Origin of the sequence: Streptomyces sp. NPDC014995, from assembly GCF_043080745.1 — a bacterium.
Taxonomy (GTDB): domain Bacteria; phylum Actinomycetota; class Actinomycetes; order Streptomycetales; family Streptomycetaceae; genus Streptomyces.
In genome coordinates this window covers 45,800-62,602 of record NZ_JBIBVX010000010.1, presented here as the reverse complement: position 1 = coordinate 62,602, position 16,803 = coordinate 45,800, and the positions used below count along the sequence as shown (strand labels likewise).

Sequence of the window (16,803 nt, the reverse complement as noted above, 5' to 3'; positions counted from 1 at the left end):
GGCCGGTCCGTCCGGACCGATCGGTCAGTCCGAGCCGGGCCGGAAGGTCTCCAGGATGGTGTCCAGGGCCTGCCGGTTGTCGGCCTTCTTCCAGTCCGCGGCGGGTGTCGTCCAGCGCAGCGAGAAGCCGCGGTGCCCGCCGAGCAGGAGCCCGCGGCCGAAGGTGCGCACGCTGGTGCCGTCGTCGTCGACGAGCCACTCCATGTCGGCCGCCTCGTACCCCTGGTACGTCGTCGCCTCGATCGCGCCGACGCGCCGGAAACCGTACAGCTGCCGCAGGCCGGGCTCGACGGTGTCGCGCCAGACGGCCACCGGGTCCGGGCCGACGCGTTCGCTGTACGTCACCGCGAGGCTGCGCGGATCGCCGTCGGCCCCGAAGGTGACGCGGTAGGCGAGGTCGGAGGGGCGCGAGGTGTCCAGCCGCTTCCAGCCCTCGGGGAGGGCGACGGAGAAGCCCTCGGGCGCGCGGTAGAGGCGGTAGCCGGCCGGCAGGGCGCCGGCGTCGGCCGTCGGGGAGGGGGTCGGCGAGGGGGGCGGCGAGGCGGCCGCGGGGGGTGACGGGGTGGCGGACGAGGGGGTGGACGCGGTCGGGGTCGGTGCCGGGGCCGGGGTGTCCGGGACTCTGTCACCCACGTCGTCGCCGGGCGGCGTCGGGGACGCGGAGGGGCGGGCCTGCGCGCCGCCGGACGACGTCTCCTCGGTGCCCGGCAGCCGGCCGGTCGCGGCGAGGGCGGCGACCGCGACCGTGACGACGGCCAGCGCCGTCCCGGCGGCCACGGCCCGGCCGCTCCACCGCGGACCGACGAGCCGGGCGAGGGCGTACGTCCGCCGTATCCGGGGCGCGGCCATCGCGTGCGGATCCTCGTCGAGGACGCGGGTGAGGGCCTGGCGCACCACCGGCCGGGTCAGCCGCTCCCGCGAGTCCTTGCGCAGCAGCCCCTGCACGGTCGGGCCCAGGGGCCCGGAGCGCAGCGGCGTCCGCAGCGGCAGCCGGTCCACGCCTTTCAGCGTCGTCTCGGGCCGGTCCCGGTCCCGGTACGGCGGCCGCCCCTCGACCATCGTGTAGAGCAACGCGCCCAGCGCCCACAGGTCGGCCGCCGGCCCGATCCGCTCGTCGCGCGCCTGCTCGGGAGAGGCGTACGCGGGTGCCGCCACGCGCGGCGCGAGGGTCGCGCCCGCCAGGCCGAACCCGGTCACGACGACCGGCCCGCGCGCCCGCACGAACACCTGGCCCGGACTCAGCTCGCCATGGGTGATGCCCTCCCCGTGCGCGGCCTCCAGCACGTCGAGCATCTCCAGCCCGATCGCGGCCGTCCGGGCGGGGCTGAAAGCACCCTTCTGCTCCAGGAGCTGGCCCAGGGGCAGCCCGTCGATCCACTCGGTGACGGTCCACAGGGCGCCCTCGTCCGCCACGGCGTCGAGGACCGCGGCGACCCGGCCGGGGCACACCTGGGCCATCGTCTCCGACATGCGCAGCACGCGGTCCGCGGCCTGCCCCGCCTCCTCCGCGCTCTGCCCGACGGGCAGCCCGATCCGGGTCACCAGACAGGGCCGCGTGTCCGCCCCGTCCGCGGCGTACTCGGCGTACCAGCTGACGCGGTTCGTCTCCCGGTGGACGACGTCGAGGAGCCGGTACCGCCCGGCGACCAGCTCGTGCCTGGAGACGTGCGCCTTGACCATGGTCATCCCTCGCTGAACCCCGGAGCTCTCCTTTCGCAGTGGTACGGCTGGAGTGAGGGGATCCGTTCAAAGGAACCGCAACTCCGGCACGATTCCTGTCCTTCATTCAAAAACGGCGAGCATATGTGCGAGAAAAAGAAATTACTTCGGGCGGTCCAGCGGTGTAACCAGCGGTAAACGGTCACCGGCGCGCTCGAACGAGCCCTCGCCCCGCGCCCCGTCCATTTCGCGGCGAGGACCGTCCCGAGATTTTCCTTTCCGGCCGGGAAGGCGGCGCAGTTCCCGGCACGGATCCGGCCCAGTTCCCGGCACGGATCCGGCCCAGTTCCCGGAACCGAGCTCAGCGCAGTCCGAATCGTTCGGCCCAGGAGGACATGTCCGTCGTCGTCGCATTGCCCCCGCAGACCACCAGCCCCAGCCGGGCGCCGTCACCCACCCGTTCCACGACCCGCCGGGCCGCCGGAAGGAGGCAGCCGGCGGCCGGCTCGGTCCACACCTTGGCGTGCTCGGCGAGTTCGGTGCAGCCCCGCACGGCCTCCCGGTCCGGCACCACGAGCACCTCGGTCACCAGGGCGGAGACATGGTCGTACGTCAACTGCGCGACAGCGGGCGCGCTGAGGGTGGTGGAGATGGACGACAGCTCCACCGGCACCGGCCCGCCCGCCGCCAGCGCCGCGGACATCGCCTCCGCGCCCTCGGTCTCCACACCCCAGATCCGCACGTCCGGCCGACGGGCCCGCAGGGCGGCCGCGACACCGGAGATCAGCCCACCACCCCCGACGCTGACCAGCACGTCCGTCACCTCGTCGGCGTCGTCGGCGAACTCCAGCCCCACCGTGCCCTGACCGGCCACGACCACCGGATCGTCGAACGGGTGGACGAGGGTCAGCCCTTCGTCCCGCAACCGGGTCACGAGGGAGAACGCGCTGTCCATGCCGTCGGTCAACCGCACCGACGCGCCCGCCTCCTCGGCGGTCTCGACGGCCCGGGCGGGCGCCGAACGCGGCATCACCACCGTGGCCTTGACGTCGAGGGCGGCGGCCATGACCGCCACGGCGATCCCGTGGTTCCCGCCGCTCACCGCCACCACCCCGGCCGCCCGCTCCGCCTCACCGAGCGAGAGCAGCTTCGCCGTCGCCCCGCGCGCCTTGAAGGAGCCGGTGCGTTGCAGCAACTCCAGCTTGACGGTGACGGGGACGCCGAGCAGCGCGGACAGCCCGGGGCTGGGAAGGGTCGGGGTGCGGACCACGTGCCCGGCGATCCGCTCCGCCGCGGCTTCGATGTCCGAAATGCCGATCAAGACAACCACCTTTCTCCGCGCCGCTCCCGGCGCACCTTCGGCACCCTGTCGTGCGGCACGGACAAGGTCAACAGGGAGTGGACGCCGCAGACGCCGACGCTGTCACAGGTCGCGCCGCACCAGGAACTCCAGCAGCGTCCGCAGGTCGTCCGCGGCCCGCGCGCGCAGCGGCGCGCCGGCGAGCGCCGACTCCACGGCGGCCACCTGCCGGCGCGCCTCGGCGAGCGCCGCCGCACGGCCACCGGCCTCCTCGATCAGCGCGGCCGTCTCGGCGGGGTCACCCCCGGCCTCCAGGAGCAGGGCCAGCCGGCGTGCGGCAGGCACCGGGGACTCCAGGGCTGCCAGCACCGGGAACGTCTTCTTGCGCTCGCGCAGATCACCGTGGACGGGCTTGCCGGTGACGGCCGGATCGCCCCAGATCCCCAGCATGTCGTCGACCACCTGGAAGGCGATCCCGAGGTGCCGTCCGGCTCGGTCCAGCGCGGTGACCGTCTCCGGGGGCGCGCCGCCGAGCACGGCGCCCAGCGCGGCCGCGCAGCCCAGCAGGGCACCCGTCTTGCCCTCTGCCATCGCCCGGTAGGCGTCGGGACCCACCCGGTCGGGACCCGACCAGGGGCGGGCGGCGAACAGCAGGTCGTCGGCCTGCCCGTGCACCAGATCCGTGAGCGCCGCCGACAGCAGCCGTACGCCCGCCGCGCCTCCCGGGGTCGCGGCGAGCGTCTCGACGGCCAGCGCGAACAGGGCGTCGCCCGCGAGCACCGCCGGTCCCGTCCCGTACGCCTTCCAGACGGTGGGGCGGCGGCGCCGGGTCGGGTCGCCGTCCATGATGTCGTCGTGGAGCAGCGAGAAGGTGTGCACCAGCTCCACCGCCACCGCCGCGGCGACCCCGGCCCGCGCGGGCGCCCCGGCCGCCTCGGCACCGAGCACCGCGAGGGCCTGCCGCAGCCCCTTCCCGCCGGACGCGACGACGGGCGCCCCGCCGACCTCGCACCAGCCGAAGGAGTAGGCGGCCATCTCACCCACCCAGGGGTGCAGCCCTTCGACGGCCTCGACGAGGGCGGGGCGCACCAGCGCACGGCAGCAGTCGAGGATGCCGGCGGCGGACGCCGGTGCCCGGCCCGGCCCCGTGGGCGACGCGCCCGCCGGGACGGCCGACGTGGCGACCGTCGTGGAGAACCCCGTCACCGTACGGCCTCCGCACCCGCGCCGCCGGACGCGTCGACGCCGATGCCCAGCTCCTCGTGGGCCCGCGCCACCATCTCCCGCGCGTGCCGCAGCCCTATCCGCTCCAGCTCCCTCGCCAGGTCGGCCAGTTCCGCGGCCGTCTCCGCGCGGTCGCGGCCCAGGCGGGCCAGGGACTTGGCCAGACCGAGCCGGGCGAGCGCCTCCCCGCGCGGCTCGCTCATCGCGGCGAACTCCGCGAGCGCCTGCTCGTAGAGCTCCCGCGCCTCGGCGTAACGGCCCGCCCGGTACAGGACGTTGCCGCGCATCTTGTGGTTGTAGGCGAGCGCGCTGGAGAGGTTCATCGCGCGACACGTCGTCTCCGCCTCCGACAGCAGGGCGAGGGCCCGCTCGGTGTCCCCGTCGCGCACGGAGACGATGTCGGCCAGCCCGCGCAGCGCCCACGCGTGCCCGCGCCGGTCGTCGGCGCGCCCGGCGATCTCGGCCGCCTCCTCGAACAGCGCGTACGCCGTGTCGTAGGCACCGGAGTTGCGGTGCATCTGCGCGATGCCCTCCAGCGCCCACACCGTGTGCCGTGCCTCGCCGCGCCTGCGGGCCTCGGCCAGCAACTGCTCGTGCAGCCTGCCGACGGCGTCGTAGTCGCCCTGGATACGGCCGGTCTCGGCGAGTCCGGCCAGCGAGTAGCCGCGGACGACGACGTCCCCGCCCCGCTCGCCGAGTTCGGCCGCGAGGCCGAGCAGTCGCCGGGCCAGGGGGAAGGCGCCCCGCTGCCGGGCCAGGGTGCCGCCGCTCCACAGCGCCCAGGCCATCGCCGCGACGTCCCCGGCGTCGCGGGCCGCGCGGTAACTGGCCTTCCAGGCCGAGTCCGCCTCCCGCACCTGCCCGAGCCGCCGGTGCGCCTCGGCCACCGCGAGCCCGGAGCGGGCCGCCTCGGCGCGCTCCCCGGCACGCTCGGCCGCCTTCAACTGCTCGGTGCCGACGGCCAGGACGTCGACGAGGGAGGAGTTCACGGAGAGGGCGGTGAGGGCGCCCTGGTACTCGGGGGCGAATGCCTTGCCGTACATCGGTTCCTTTCGACACTGCGTATGCGCGGTGTGTATACACAGTGTGTATAGTGCGCCGGGCATCACCCCGGCCGGGTCGGGCCGCCGGGGTGGCGTCATCTGTTGTCGCCGGTCAAGATGCGGGCGCGGCCAGCGGGGTTGCCTCCTGAGGCGTAGATCACCTCGGGAAGCCGACGGGGCGTCAGGCGCCGAAGAGCTGCGTCCAGTACGTGCCCGCGGGGCCGCCGCCCGCGAAGCCGACGCCGATGTGGGTGAAGGCGGGCTTGAGGATGTTGGCGCGGTGCCCGGGGCTGTTCATCCAGCCCTCCACGACCTCGGCGGGGGAGCGCTGACCGCAGGCGATGTTCTCGCCGATCGTCCGCCGTGCGGACCCGGCCGCGGCGGTCCGGTCCCAGGGCCGGCTGCCCTCCGGCGAGACGTGGGAGTAGAAGGAGCGCGCCACCATGTCCGCGCTGTGGGCCCGCGCGGCGGTGGCGAGCAGGGGATCGAGGCCGAGGGGCCGCAGTCCGGCCCGCGCCCGTTCGCGGTTGGTGAGGTCGACGACCTCCGCCTCCGTCCGCGCCAGACCGGCGGGGGTGAGCGGGCTCGCCCACAGGGCGGTCCAGTAAATGTCGCCGGTGCGTGCCTCCCGGACGTGCGCCACTCCGGTGTGGGTGAACGCCGGGTCGTGCAGGGTGCCCCGGGTCCGGTCGGTCCGCAGGCAGTACGCGACGAACTCGGCGGGCGTGCGGGGTCCGGAGACCAGGTGCTCTCCCACGGCGAGGTACTGGTACCCGGTGGCCGTGAGCCGCTGGTGGACCGAGACACCGTCCACGCCCTCCACGCCGAGCCGCCCGGCACCGGCCATGGCGGCGGCATGGGTCCGGGCCGCGGAGACCAGCCGGGCGTCAACGGCGACGGGCGGGGAACCGGCCGCGGCCCGCGCGGGGTTCACCAGGGCGAGGAAGCCGTCGGGGTCGGGCGCGGACACCGAGGGCTGTACGAGGGTGGGCGCGGACGCGGAAGGCGGTGTGCGGGTGGGGGCGGGTACGCAGGGCTGTGGGAGGGAGCGGGCGGACGCGGAGGCCCTTGTGGCGGTGGCGGTGGGCCGGGACGGGGGCGTGGCGGTGGGCGGCGACGGAGGCGTGGCTGCGTCCTCGGCGACATCCACGCCGAAGTCCCGTGCCAGGCCCGCCAGTCCGTCCGCGTACCCCTGTCCGAGCGCCCGGAGTTTCCATCCCCCGCCCCGCCGGTAGACCTCCGCGAGCAGCAGCACCGTCTCCTGCCGCGGGTGCGGTGGTGTGAACCGGGCGAGCGGGCGGCCCCGCGGGTCGGTGACGTGGAGCGTGGGAACCGGCAGACGGGCCGGCGGTGTGCCCGGGTCGGCGGAGCTGACGACCACCGTCACGCGGGTGGCGCCGGATCGCAGCCTCGCCGGGTCCAGGGTGAGCGTGTCGCCCCGCAGGTGGGCTCCCGGGGCCGTCGGCTGGTTGTAGAACACGAAGTCGCCGTCGCCCCGGACCTTGCCGCTGTCGTCCGTGACCAGTGCGCTGACGTCGAAGGGGCCGGGCACCCGGACGGCCAGGGCGCCGCCCGGGAGGGGCACATTGCCCCCGGGGACCAACTCACTCATCCTGCCGCCCTGATGTCGTCGTGCGGCCCCGTGGGGCCTTGCCCGGGAGAACGGCCGGCAGGACCGACGGGTTCCCGGCCACCGTCGGTCCCTCCGGCCCGCACACCGGGCCCCAAGGTCAGTCCCGTACGGCGGCGGAGTCCCGCGCGGTCGTGACAGCGTCCCGCGCCGTCGTGGCGGCGATGTCCTCCGCCCGCTCGTGGGGCAGCACCGCACCCCTGCGCGCCCCCGCGCCCTTCCCGCAGAACGCGGACTCCAGGGTGCGCAGCATCGTGTTGTGGACGCGCGCGTTGTTGGAGGTGTTGGCGAGCGCGCTCAGGCTGCGCTGCCCGTCCTTCGACGTGAAGGCGTACGTGTAGTAGCCCTGTACGGCGCCGCTGTGCCCGTACACGGAGACCCCGCAGGACAGGTCGCGGCGCCGCAGCCCCAGCCCGTACGCCTGCTTGGTGCCCGCCGGGACCCAGCGCCGCATCTGGGCCAGCGCCCGGGACGAGGTCAGCCGGCCGCGCAGCACCGCCGAGAGGAAGATGTCGAGGTCCCGGGTGCTGGAGATGAGCGCGCCCGCGCTCTGCGCCCAGGACGCCGTCTGCCTGGTCGCGTCGACCAGGGTCGTGGCGGGGGCGTCCGGGGTGAGATAGCCACGCGTGTGGAGACCGGGGATCGCGGTGGCCGGGTGGACGTAGAAGGTGTCGCGCAGCTTCAGCGGCTCGATGATCCGCTTCCGGTACGCCGCGCCGACCGCCTGTCCCGTGAGCTTCTCGATGAGCATGCCGGCGACGACGAAGTTGGTGTTGGAGTAGGAGTAGGCGCCACCGGGGGCGGTCGTGCGCGCGTGGCGCAGCGAGCGGTCCAGCAGCTGACGGTAGGTGAAGACCTTGGTGCGGACCGCCTCGAAGCCGCGGACGGTGTCGGCGAACAGGTCGTTGGTGTAGTCGTACAGACCGCTGCGGTGGCTCAGTAGGTGCCGGACCGTGATCCGGTCGTCGGGCAGGAGCCTCGGCAGATAGCGGTTGACCGGCGCGTCGAGGGAGAGCTTGCCCTGGTCGGCCAGTTGCAGCAGGACGACGGCGGAGAAGATCTTGGTGACGCTGCCCACGCGGAAGCGGTGGTCGGCGCCGAGCGCCCGCTTCGTCCGCCGGTCGGCGACGCCCACGGCGAGCCGGTGGACCGCCCCGTGGTCGTCGAGGCGCGCCATCGCCCCGGGCGCCCCCTGCCGTGTCGCCGTGCGCAGATGGCTCCGCAGGCCGGCGAGGTCCGGTTTCGGCGGTGCGACGGCGGCCGCCGCGGGGCGAGGTGGCGCGTGGGAGGCGTGCGCGGGCACCACCAGCAGGGACAGCAGCGCCATCCCGAGCGCCGTTCCCCGGCGCGCCGTCCGTGAGCCCCTCCTCTCCCGTCTGCGCAGGTCCTTCGCTGTCGCGAGATCGGTCACGTTCACTCGAGGCAACCTTCTTCCGTCCCGTCACATCCCCACGGCCGACGCACAGTTGGTCACTCGCTGATCACTGTGCGGTGAGGTCGGCTCAGTATCGCCGCGAAGGCACCCGAAAGCGACGATTTCGGCTTTACGTGGACATGCTTGGTCCGATCGGGTCGCTCTCCGGAGACTCGATCTCCACGGCACCTCCGGCACGGAGTGCGGGACGGTGAACCGGGGCTGGGCCGCCGGTCACCTGACCGCCGCGGACACGCCGTGCGGCGGGCGCTCACGGCACGACGACAGGGGGTGTGCCCGGGTCCGGGAACCCGGGCACACCCCCTGCCCCTCAACCGGATGCGCCGGATCCCCGGCCCGCGGTTCCGGCGGCCCTACGGGCCCGGCGCTCAGCGGTGCAGCGACCGCGCCCAGTCCGCCGGGACCCGCCCGGCCGGCCCCGGCGCCGGCTGGTCCGCCGGGTGGCTCAGCGGGGGCGCCAGTTCCGGGCCGGACTCGTACAGCTCGTCGTTGTCGTAGTCCCAGAACCACTCCTCGCCCGGCTCGAAGCTGCGCACCAGGGGATGGCCGGTCGCCTTCCAGTGGGCGGTGGCGTGCTGGGCGGGGGAGGAGTCGCAGCAGCCGATGTGGCCGCAGGCCGCGCAGCGCCGCAGGTGGAACCACCAGCCGCCCGCCGCGTCGCACTCGACGCAGCCGGTGCCGCTGGGCGGCACGCTCGGGTCGATTCCGTCGGCGTCGGTCATACGGGCTCCTCGGCGGTGTCGGACGCGGTGTCGGATGCGGGGCCGGTCCCGGGCTCCGGGGCCGTCAGCGGCAGCAGGACCTGGAAGCGGGTGTCGCCCGGCCGCGACTCGACCTGGAGGCTGCCGTGGTGCTTGTTGACGACGATCCGCCAGGAGATGTCCAGGCCCAGCCCGGTGCCCTCGCCGACCGGCTTGGTGGTGAAGAAGGGGTCGAAGATCCGGCTGCGGATGTCCGCGGGGACGCCGGGGCCGGTGTCGCGGAACTCCACCAGCAGCCGGTCCCCCTCCCGCGCGGTCCGCACCGTCAACGTGCCCTCCCCGCCGCAGCTGTTCATGGCGAAGACCGCGTTGTCGATGAGGTTCGTCCACACCTGGTTGAGCTCCGCCGGGTACGCGGGGACGTCCGGCACCGTGCGGTCGTAGTCCTTGACGACCTCGATGCGCTGCCCGATCTTCCCCGACAGCATCAGCAGCGTGCTGTCGAGGAGTTCGTGGACGTCGACGACCCGGTAGGGGGCGCGGTCGAGCTGGGAGTACTGCTTGGCGGCGTCGACGAGGTGGGAGATGCGGTTGGTGGAGTCGTCGATCTCGTCCATCAACAGCTCGGTCTCGACGGTGTAGTTGAGCCAGCCGATCGCCCCCGGCAGGATGTCCTCGTCCACGGCCGCCGCGACCTGCTCCAGCCAGTCCACGTCGAGCCCGGCCTGGACGAAGGCGGGCGCGATCCGCCAGCCCTCCGGGATGCCGTGCTCGTCGAGCCAGTCGGTCAGCTCGTCCTCCCGGTCCGAGGCCTCCAGCGGGCTCAACGCCGGTGCCTTGGCGACCCGTTCGGCGGTGCGCTCCTGGATCTCGATGAGGTCGGCCAGGGCCTCGCGGGAGTAGGGGCCCTGGGCGATGACGGCGAGCTTGTGCCGCATCTTCGCCACCCGCTCCCGCAGCGTCGCGGTGGCCCGTACGGCCGCCGCCGCGGGGTTGTTGAGCTCGTGCGTGAGCCCCGCCGACAAGGAGCCCAGGGCCAGCAGCCGTTCCCGCTGCCCGATGGCCCGCTGGCTGTTCTTCGTGCCGAAGAACAGCCCTTCCAGCAGGTGGGCGGCCATCGGGAACCACTCCTGCATGACGTCCGCGAACGACTGCGCGGGCAGCACGAAGAAGCGGGTCGGCTCCGTCACCCGCATCGAGTTGTTGTAGACCTGCGGCACCCGGTCCCCGAGGTACGCCTGCATGGCTCCCGCGTACACCCCGCGCTGCGAGGTGCGGCTGACCTCGACGTCGTCGCCGCCGACCCGGCGGTACAGCACGACCGTGCCCTCGAGCATCACGTAGAAGCAGGTCGCCGGCTCACCCTCGGTGTACACCGGCCCGGCCTCGAACTTCTCCACCCGCCCCTCGCCGCACAGCCGTCCCAGCTGCTCGGGGGAGAGTTTCTCGAACAGGAACAGGGAGCCGATCTCCCGCGGGCTGCACGGCATGACCTGCCCGCTCACGACTGCTCCAGATACCGGTGGACGAGCATCACGGCCATGGCTCCCTCTCCGACGGCGGACGCGACCCGCTTGGCGGACTCGGCGCGCGCGTCGCCCGCGACGAACACACCGGGGATGTTGGTCTCCAGGTGGTACGGCGGCCGGTCCAGCTCCCAGCCCGCGGGCGGCCGCCCGTCCGGGGTGAGGTCGGGCCCGGCGAGGATGAACCCGTCGTCGTCCCGCAGGACCGTCCCGTCGAGCCAGTCCGTCAGCGGGGCCGCGCCGATGAACACGAACAGCCACTGCGCGTCGACGAGTTCGGTGTGCCCGGTCTGCGTGTCGCGCAGCGTCAGCTGCTCCAGGTGTCCCTCCCCGTGCGCCGCCTCGACGACCGTCCCGGTGCGCACCGAGATGTTGGGCGCCTCGTCGATCTGCTGGATCAGGTAGTACGACATCGACGCCGACAGGTCGGGACCGCGCACCAGCAGCGTCACCGACTTGGCGCCCCGCGCCAGGTACATCGCCGCCTGCCCCGCGGAGTTGGCGCCGCCCACGATGTACACGTCGTGGCCCTGGCAGGAGGGCGCCTCGGTCAGCGCGGACCCGTAGAACACCCCGCAGCCGGTCAGGTCGGCGGTGCCCGGCGCCTGGAGCTGCCGGTACGACACCCCGGTCGCCAGGATCACGCTGTGCGCGGCGATCTCCGATCCGTCGGAGAACCGTACGACGCGCGCGGCCCCGTTCGTCTCCAGTCCCGTGACCTCGCGCGCGGTGAGGATCTCGGCACCGAACTTGGCCGCCTGGCGACGGGCCCGGTCGGTGAGCTGGGCGCCGGACACGCCGTCGGGGAAGCCGAGGTAGTTCTCGATGCGGGAGCTCTGTCCGGCCTGCCCGCCGGTCGCCGACCGCTCCACGAGCACCGTCCGCAGCCCCTCGGACGCCCCGTACACGGCCGCGCCGAGCCCGGCCGGCCCGCCGCCGATCACCACGAGGTCGTAGAAGTCGGCCGTCGGGGTCGTCGCCAGTCCGACGCGGGCGGCCAGTTCGGGCGCGTCCGGCTCGATCAGCGGCGTGCCCTCCGGAGTGATCACCAGCGGCAGCCGCTGCCCGTCCGCCCCGGCCGCGGCCAGCAGCCGCCGCCCCTCGGGTTCGTCGGAGGAGTACCAGCGGTACGGCACCTGGTTGCGGGCCAGGAACTCCCGCACGTCGGAGGAGCGCGCCGACCAGCGGTGCCCGACCACCTTCGTGCTGGGCACCGGCCGGTAGTCGCTCGCACGCCACGCCGCCAGCAGGTCGTCCAGGACCGGGTAGAGCTTCTCCTCGGGCGGGTCCCACGGCTTGAGCAGGTAGTGGTCCAGGTCGACCACGTTGATCGCGTCGATCGCCGCGTTGGTGTCGGCGTACGCGGTCAGCAGCACGCGCCGCGCGCCCGGGTACACGTCCAGGGCCTGCTCGAGGAACTCGATGCCGTTCATCTGCGGCATGCGGTAGTCGGCGAGGATCACGGCCACCAGGTCGCCGCGCAGCTTCAGCTCGCGCAGCGCCCCCAGCGCGGACTCGCCGGACTCCGCGCGCACGATCCGGTACGAGGCGCCGTAGCGGCGCCGCAGGTCACGGGCGACGGCGCGGGAGACCCCCGGGTCGTCGTCCACGGTCAGGATGACGGTCCGCGCTGTCTCGGCGGCCTGTGCCATACGTATACGTCTCCCACCCGAGCGGTTCACGACTCGCCGCACGGCGAACCCCGCGCCGGCTCCCGCCATCGTATGTTCGATCGGTGCCGTTCGCTCCGGGAAGCGGCAGGCGGTGCGTTCCTGGCACAGGCCGGGGCGCGCACGGTCAAACGGGGCTGGGTGTCAGGCCCGGCGCGAGCTCAGCACGCAGAACTCGTTGCCCTCGGGATCGGCCAGCACCACCCAGGTCTGCTCGCCCTGCCCCACGTCCGCGTGCCGGGCCCCGAGGGCCAGCAGACGTTCGACCTCCGCACGCTGGTCGTCCGGGCGGAAGTCCAGGTGCAGGCGGTTCTTGACCGTCTTGCCCTCCGGTACCGGTACGAAGAGCAGTCCCGGCAGGCGGTCCGGCGCCGGCCGGATCTCGTACTCGTCGGGCGCGTCGTTGACCGTGACCCAGCCGAGGGCCTCGGCCCACCAGCGTCCCAGCGCCACCGGGTCGGCCGCGTCGACGTTCACCTGTTCCCATTCCAAGGTCATGCCGGTCAGCGTAGGGGAGACTGGGGCCGGACGGATCGAACGAGACACAGGGAGGCGGCGGGATGACGGGCCCGATCACGGCAGGGGTCGACGGGACGGACGAGAGCCTCGCGGCGCTCGCCTGGGCGGCCCGGGAGGCCGTCCGGCGGGACCTGGCGCTGCGGGTGGTGCACGCCTGGCGGTTCCAGTCGGCCGCGGCGGCCGAGGTGGCGGACCGGGACACGCAGGAGCAGTGGGTACGGGCCAACGTCCGTCAGGCCGTGGAGGACGTCGCCGAACGGCACCCCGGTCTGCCGGTGACCACCGACGTCCTGGAGGGCGACGCGGTCGAGACGCTGGCCGCCGCCGCGGCGGACGCGGAGATGCTCGTGCTGGGCTCACGCGGACACGGCCCGGTCGTCGGGTTCCTGCTGGGCTCCGTCGGGCAGCAGGTGATCGCCGAGGCGACGCGCCCGGTCGTCCTGGTCCGCGCCGGGACCGGGCCCAGCACCGAGGCGGCCGGCCACGACATCGTCGTCGGCCAGCACGGAGCCCCCGAGGACAGCGCCCCCGCGCTGCGGTTCGCCTTCGAGACGGCCGCCGCCCGCGGCGCCACCGTCCGTGCCGTCCGCGCCTGGACGCTCCCGCCGGTGTTCTCCTACAGCCCCGGCTCGCTCAAGCTCCTCGACGAGGCCGGCGGCCTGGAGCCGTACGAGAAGAAGGCGCTGGCCGCGGCCCTCGAACCGTGGCGGGAGCGCTTCCCGGACGTGCCGGTGGTCGAGCACGTGGAGATCGGCAGCGCCGGGCAGGTGCTGCTGTCGGTGGCCGGGCGGGCCCAGCTGATGGTCGTCGGCCGGCGCGCCCACCGCACCGCGGTCGGCGCGCGGATCGGCTCCGTGGCGCACGGCATGCTGCACCACGCGGACTGCCCGGTGGCCGTCGTCCCGCCGGAGTGACTCACTCCGGCACGGTCGGCTCCAGCGTCTCCCGCGCCTTGGGCAGGATCCGCTGGATGTAGTCCTCGACGGCCGTGTCCAGCCCGATGTCGTGCTGCGCCCGCTCCGACAGGTACCAGCGGTGCTCGAGGAGTTCGTGGTAGATCTCCGCCGGGTCCATGGAGCCGCGCAGCTCGACCGGCACGGCCCGCACGGTCGGCCGGAACACGTCCCGCACCCACCGGTGCGCGAGCACCTCGGGGCGGGCGGCGTGGGGGTTCCTCCCGCCCGAGCGAAGCCGGGAGCCCGGGGAAGGGTCGCCGGGGGCGTAGTCGTCCTGGGTCGCCATCCAGCTCTCCAGGTCGTTCAGCAGCCGTCTGGCCTGGTTCTCCTCGGCGTCCAGGCCGGTCAGCCGCAGCAACTGCCGCTGGTGGTGCCCGGCGTCGACGACCTTCGGCACGAAGGTCACCGTGTCGCCGTTGGAGGAGTGCTCGATCTGCATCTCGGCCACGTCGAAGCCGAGGTCGTTGAGCCGGCGGATCCGGCGCTCGATGTAGTGGTACTTGCCCGCCGGGTAGACGGACGTACGGGTCAGCTCCTCCCACAGGCCGTGGTAGCGGGCGCAGATCTCCGTGCCGAACTCGATCGGGTCCACCGACGGGTGCAGCGCCCCGGACGCCTCCAGGTCGAGCAGCTCGCCGCTGATGTTCACGCGGGCCAGGTCGAGGTCGTAGTCGCGCTGCCCGTCGCTCAGCCGCGGGTGCAGGTCTCCGGTCTCGGCGTCGACGAGGTAGGCGGCGTAGGCGCCCGCGTCGCGCCGGAAGAGCGTGTTGGACAGTGAGCAGTCGCCCCACGCGAACCCGGCGAGGTGCAGGCGGACCAGCAGTACCGCCAGGGCGTCCATCAGCCGGTGCATGGTCGCCGGCCGCATGGTCGTCTCGAACATCGACCGGTACGGCATCGAGCCGCCCAGATGCCGGGTCACCAGCACCGACTCCAGCGGGTCGTCGGCGCCGTCGGTGCGCCCGGTGACCACGGCCAGCGGGTCGACGGCCGGGATGCCCAGCCGGTCGAGGTCGCGCAGCAACTGGTACTCGCGCAGCGCCGGGCGCTCGGCGAGCTCCTTCACGGCGATCACCTCGTCGCCGGCGCGGGCGTAGCGCACCACGTGCCGGGAGATACCGCGCGGCAGTGGCACGAGGACCTCCTCGGGCCACTGCTCCAGGGGCAGGTGCCAGGGCAGCTCCAGCAGGAGGGCCGGATGCTCCGGGTTGGTGGCGCTGATCTGCAAAGCCATGGCCCGAACATTAAGGCCTGCGCAGGCACGGCCTCAGGGGCTGTTCAAGGGCCGGGACGGTCCGGTCCGGGGCGGCACGCGTCGCCGCGGCTGCCGGCGGTCGGCCCGTCCGGTACGGCCCCGCCGACACGGAGGTCGACGGGGCCGGCGATCCGCTCCTGAAAGACGCGGCCCGGGACCTCTCGGACACGGGACAGGAGCCGCGTTGCTCGCCCCGGAGGAGCGTGGCCCGGGTCCCTGGCCGTGCCGGTGGAAGTCCCTAACTCGCTCGCTCCCGTGCCTGCCGCGCGGCCTCCCGGACCGGCCCCCGGTGCACGGGCCCGTGGCCGGGCAGGAGGACGTCCGCGTCCAGGGTGGCGATCACGTCCAGGGACGCCACGGCGCGGGCGCGTTCGTGGTGGAACATGTCGGGCAGCAGCTGCGGGCCCTGGATCCGGGAGGTGGGGTGGGCGCTGACCAGTGCGTCGCCGGAGACGAGTGTGCCGGCATCGGGCAGGTGGAAGACCGTGTGGCCGTCGGTGTGCCCGGGAGTGTGCACGGGGACGGGCCGGCCGGGCAGGTCCAGTGGGCCGGTGGCGGCCGGGAAGGGCTCCGGTGCGGTGACCGGGTGCTGCTCGGTGCCGCCGGAGCGCAGCACGTGCACCATCCACGGCAGCACACCGGGACGCCAGGCGTTCCTGAGCACGTCGCCGACGGTCACCTGCTGGAGGAAGTCCCGCCGGGCGTGCGGGACTTCGGACGGGTGGAGGTAGACCGGGGTGCCGTACGTCGTGCGCAGGTACTCGGCGGAGCCCAGGTGGTCGTTGTGGGCGTGGGTGATGAGTACGGCCGCGACCGCCTCCGGTGAACTGCCCACCGCCGCCAGGGAGTCCAGCACCTGCCGGCGGTCGCCCGGGTATCCGGTGTCGATGAGGGTGACGGCGTCGCCCTCGGTGAGGATCACCCAGTTGGTGTTGCTGCCGTGCACCAGGTAGGTGCCGTCCGCCACTTGCCGTACGTCTGCCCGCATGTTCGTCCCGTGGGGTGAGGTCCGTGCTCGACGGGGACAGCAAAGCAGACCGGGACGGGGGTGCCGAGGGCGGGGCGGCACGCGTGACGAACGGGAACGAGGGCGGCGGGCGCGCCGCCGAAGGCGAGCGGGTGGCCACTTCCGGAGGCGGCGGGCCCGCCGGACGGCCGGTCGCGGGCCACTGCACGCCTACTGCACGCCGCGTGGGCGGAACTGGATGCTGATGCGCGGTCCCGCGGCGCGTGTCGACTTGGGTATGCAGTGCTCCCAGGTGCGCTGGCACGAGCCGCCCATCACGATCAGGTCGCCGTGTCCCAGCGGGCGCCGCACGGTGTCGCCGCCGCGCACCGGGCGCAGGAGCAGATCGCGGGGCGCGCCCACGGAGAGGATGGCGACCATCGTGTCCTCGCGGGCGCCCCGGCCGATCCGGTCACCGTGCCAGGCGACGCTGTCGCGGCCGTCGCGGTAGTAGCACAGCCCGGCGGTGACGAAGGGCTCGCCCAACTCGTCGGCGTAGTGCGCGCTGAGGGTGTCGCGGGCCTCTTCCAGCACCGGGTGGGGCAGCTTCTGGTCCGCTCCGTAGAACGCCAGCAGCCGGGGGACGTCGACCATGTGGTCGTACATCTGCCGGCGCTCCGCCCGCCACGGCACCTCGCTCGCCAGCTGTTCGAACAGCAGGTCCGAACCGGTGAGCCAGCCCGGCAGCACGTCGATCCACGCTCCCGAGCCCAGTTCCGTCCGGCGGATCCCGTCGAGGGCGCCGAGCCGCAGCTCGTCGGTCTGATCGAAGAGGGAGCCCTGGAGGTGCCTGGTCATGCCCTCAGCGTACTCCGGAATCGAAAATGTGTTCCCGTGATCGGCTCCTGACAAGGCTTCCCGCCCGTGTCCCTCCCCGGG

General features: G+C 73.8%; 14 protein-coding genes. 1 reads left to right on the top strand and 13 read right to left on the bottom strand.

What is annotated here, in order from left to right:
• Window positions 1–24: 24 nt before the first annotated feature.
• From ACF1A1_RS20805 to ACF1A1_RS20760, 10 genes are all read right to left on the bottom strand, one after another.
• Window positions 25–1,686, bottom strand: coding sequence for a serine/threonine protein kinase (locus ACF1A1_RS20805; RefSeq protein ID WP_392001688.1), 1,662 nt, complete (start codon window positions 1,684–1,686; stop codon window positions 25–27).
• Window positions 1,687–2,020: 334 nt separating this feature from the next.
• Window positions 2,021–2,980, bottom strand: a complete 960-nt coding sequence (locus tag ACF1A1_RS20800) for a threonine/serine dehydratase (protein ID WP_392001686.1) — start codon at window positions 2,978–2,980, stop codon at window positions 2,021–2,023.
• Between the two features lie 102 nt (window positions 2,981–3,082).
• Window positions 3,083–4,165 (bottom strand): polyprenyl synthetase family protein, encoded by a 1,083-nt coding sequence (locus ACF1A1_RS20795; RefSeq protein WP_392001684.1) that lies wholly within the window; start codon window positions 4,163–4,165, stop codon window positions 3,083–3,085.
• Complete coding sequence (locus tag ACF1A1_RS20790; RefSeq protein ID WP_392001683.1) at window positions 4,162–5,226, bottom strand: tetratricopeptide repeat protein; 1,065 nt, start codon at window positions 5,224–5,226, stop codon at window positions 4,162–4,164. Before ACF1A1_RS20790 ends, ACF1A1_RS20795 begins: the two co-directional genes overlap by 4 nt.
• Window positions 5,227–5,407: 181 nt before the next feature.
• The gene (locus tag ACF1A1_RS20785) at window positions 5,408–6,838 is read right to left on the bottom strand and encodes a CAP domain-containing protein (protein ID WP_392001681.1); all 1,431 of its coding nucleotides are present in this window, start codon (window positions 6,836–6,838) and stop codon (window positions 5,408–5,410) included.
• 118 nt (window positions 6,839–6,956) lie between these two features.
• Entirely contained in the window at window positions 6,957–8,183 is a 1,227-nt protein-coding gene (locus tag ACF1A1_RS20780; protein ID WP_392002006.1) for a serine hydrolase domain-containing protein, read from the bottom strand.
• Window positions 8,184–8,659: 476 nt separating this feature from the next.
• Window positions 8,660–9,013 carry a UBP-type zinc finger domain-containing protein gene (locus ACF1A1_RS20775; protein ID WP_392001679.1) on the bottom strand — a complete coding sequence of 118 codons (354 nt, stop codon included), beginning with the start codon at window positions 9,011–9,013 and terminating at the stop codon, window positions 8,660–8,662.
• Window positions 9,010–10,497 carry an ATP-binding protein gene (locus tag ACF1A1_RS20770; RefSeq protein WP_392001678.1) on the bottom strand — a complete coding sequence of 496 codons (1,488 nt, stop codon included), beginning with the start codon at window positions 10,495–10,497 and terminating at the stop codon, window positions 9,010–9,012. The genes ACF1A1_RS20775 and ACF1A1_RS20770 overlap by 4 nt, the downstream gene beginning before the upstream one ends.
• Window positions 10,494–12,170 (bottom strand): FAD-dependent oxidoreductase, encoded by a 1,677-nt coding sequence (locus tag ACF1A1_RS20765; RefSeq protein ID WP_392001677.1) that lies wholly within the window; start codon window positions 12,168–12,170, stop codon window positions 10,494–10,496. The genes ACF1A1_RS20770 and ACF1A1_RS20765 overlap by 4 nt, the downstream gene beginning before the upstream one ends.
• 162 nt (window positions 12,171–12,332) lie before the next feature.
• Window positions 12,333–12,686: a VOC family protein gene (locus ACF1A1_RS20760; protein ID WP_392001675.1), complete on the bottom strand. Its 354-nt coding sequence runs from the start codon at window positions 12,684–12,686 to the stop codon at window positions 12,333–12,335.
• 62 nt (window positions 12,687–12,748) lie between these two features.
• Between ACF1A1_RS20760 and ACF1A1_RS20755 the strand changes: the two genes are divergently transcribed.
• Complete coding sequence (locus ACF1A1_RS20755; RefSeq protein ID WP_392001673.1) at window positions 12,749–13,621, top strand: universal stress protein; 873 nt, start codon at window positions 12,749–12,751, stop codon at window positions 13,619–13,621.
• 1 nt (window position 13,622) lies between these two features.
• On the opposite strand, the gene ACF1A1_RS20750 is transcribed toward ACF1A1_RS20755, so the two are convergent.
• The 3 genes from ACF1A1_RS20750 to ACF1A1_RS20740 all read right to left on the bottom strand — a co-directional run bounded on the left by ACF1A1_RS20750 (window position 13,623) and on the right by ACF1A1_RS20740 (window position 16,722).
• Window positions 13,623–14,897: a DUF4032 domain-containing protein gene (locus ACF1A1_RS20750; RefSeq protein ID WP_392001671.1), complete on the bottom strand. Its 1,275-nt coding sequence runs from the start codon at window positions 14,895–14,897 to the stop codon at window positions 13,623–13,625.
• 259 nt (window positions 14,898–15,156) lie between these two features.
• Window positions 15,157–15,906: an MBL fold metallo-hydrolase gene (locus ACF1A1_RS20745; RefSeq protein WP_392001669.1), complete on the bottom strand. Its 750-nt coding sequence runs from the start codon at window positions 15,904–15,906 to the stop codon at window positions 15,157–15,159.
• A gap of 189 nt (window positions 15,907–16,095) precedes the next feature.
• Window positions 16,096–16,722 (bottom strand): alpha-ketoglutarate-dependent dioxygenase AlkB, encoded by a 627-nt coding sequence (locus tag ACF1A1_RS20740; RefSeq protein ID WP_392001668.1) that lies wholly within the window; start codon window positions 16,720–16,722, stop codon window positions 16,096–16,098.
• Between the last annotated feature and the right edge of the window lie 81 nt (window positions 16,723–16,803).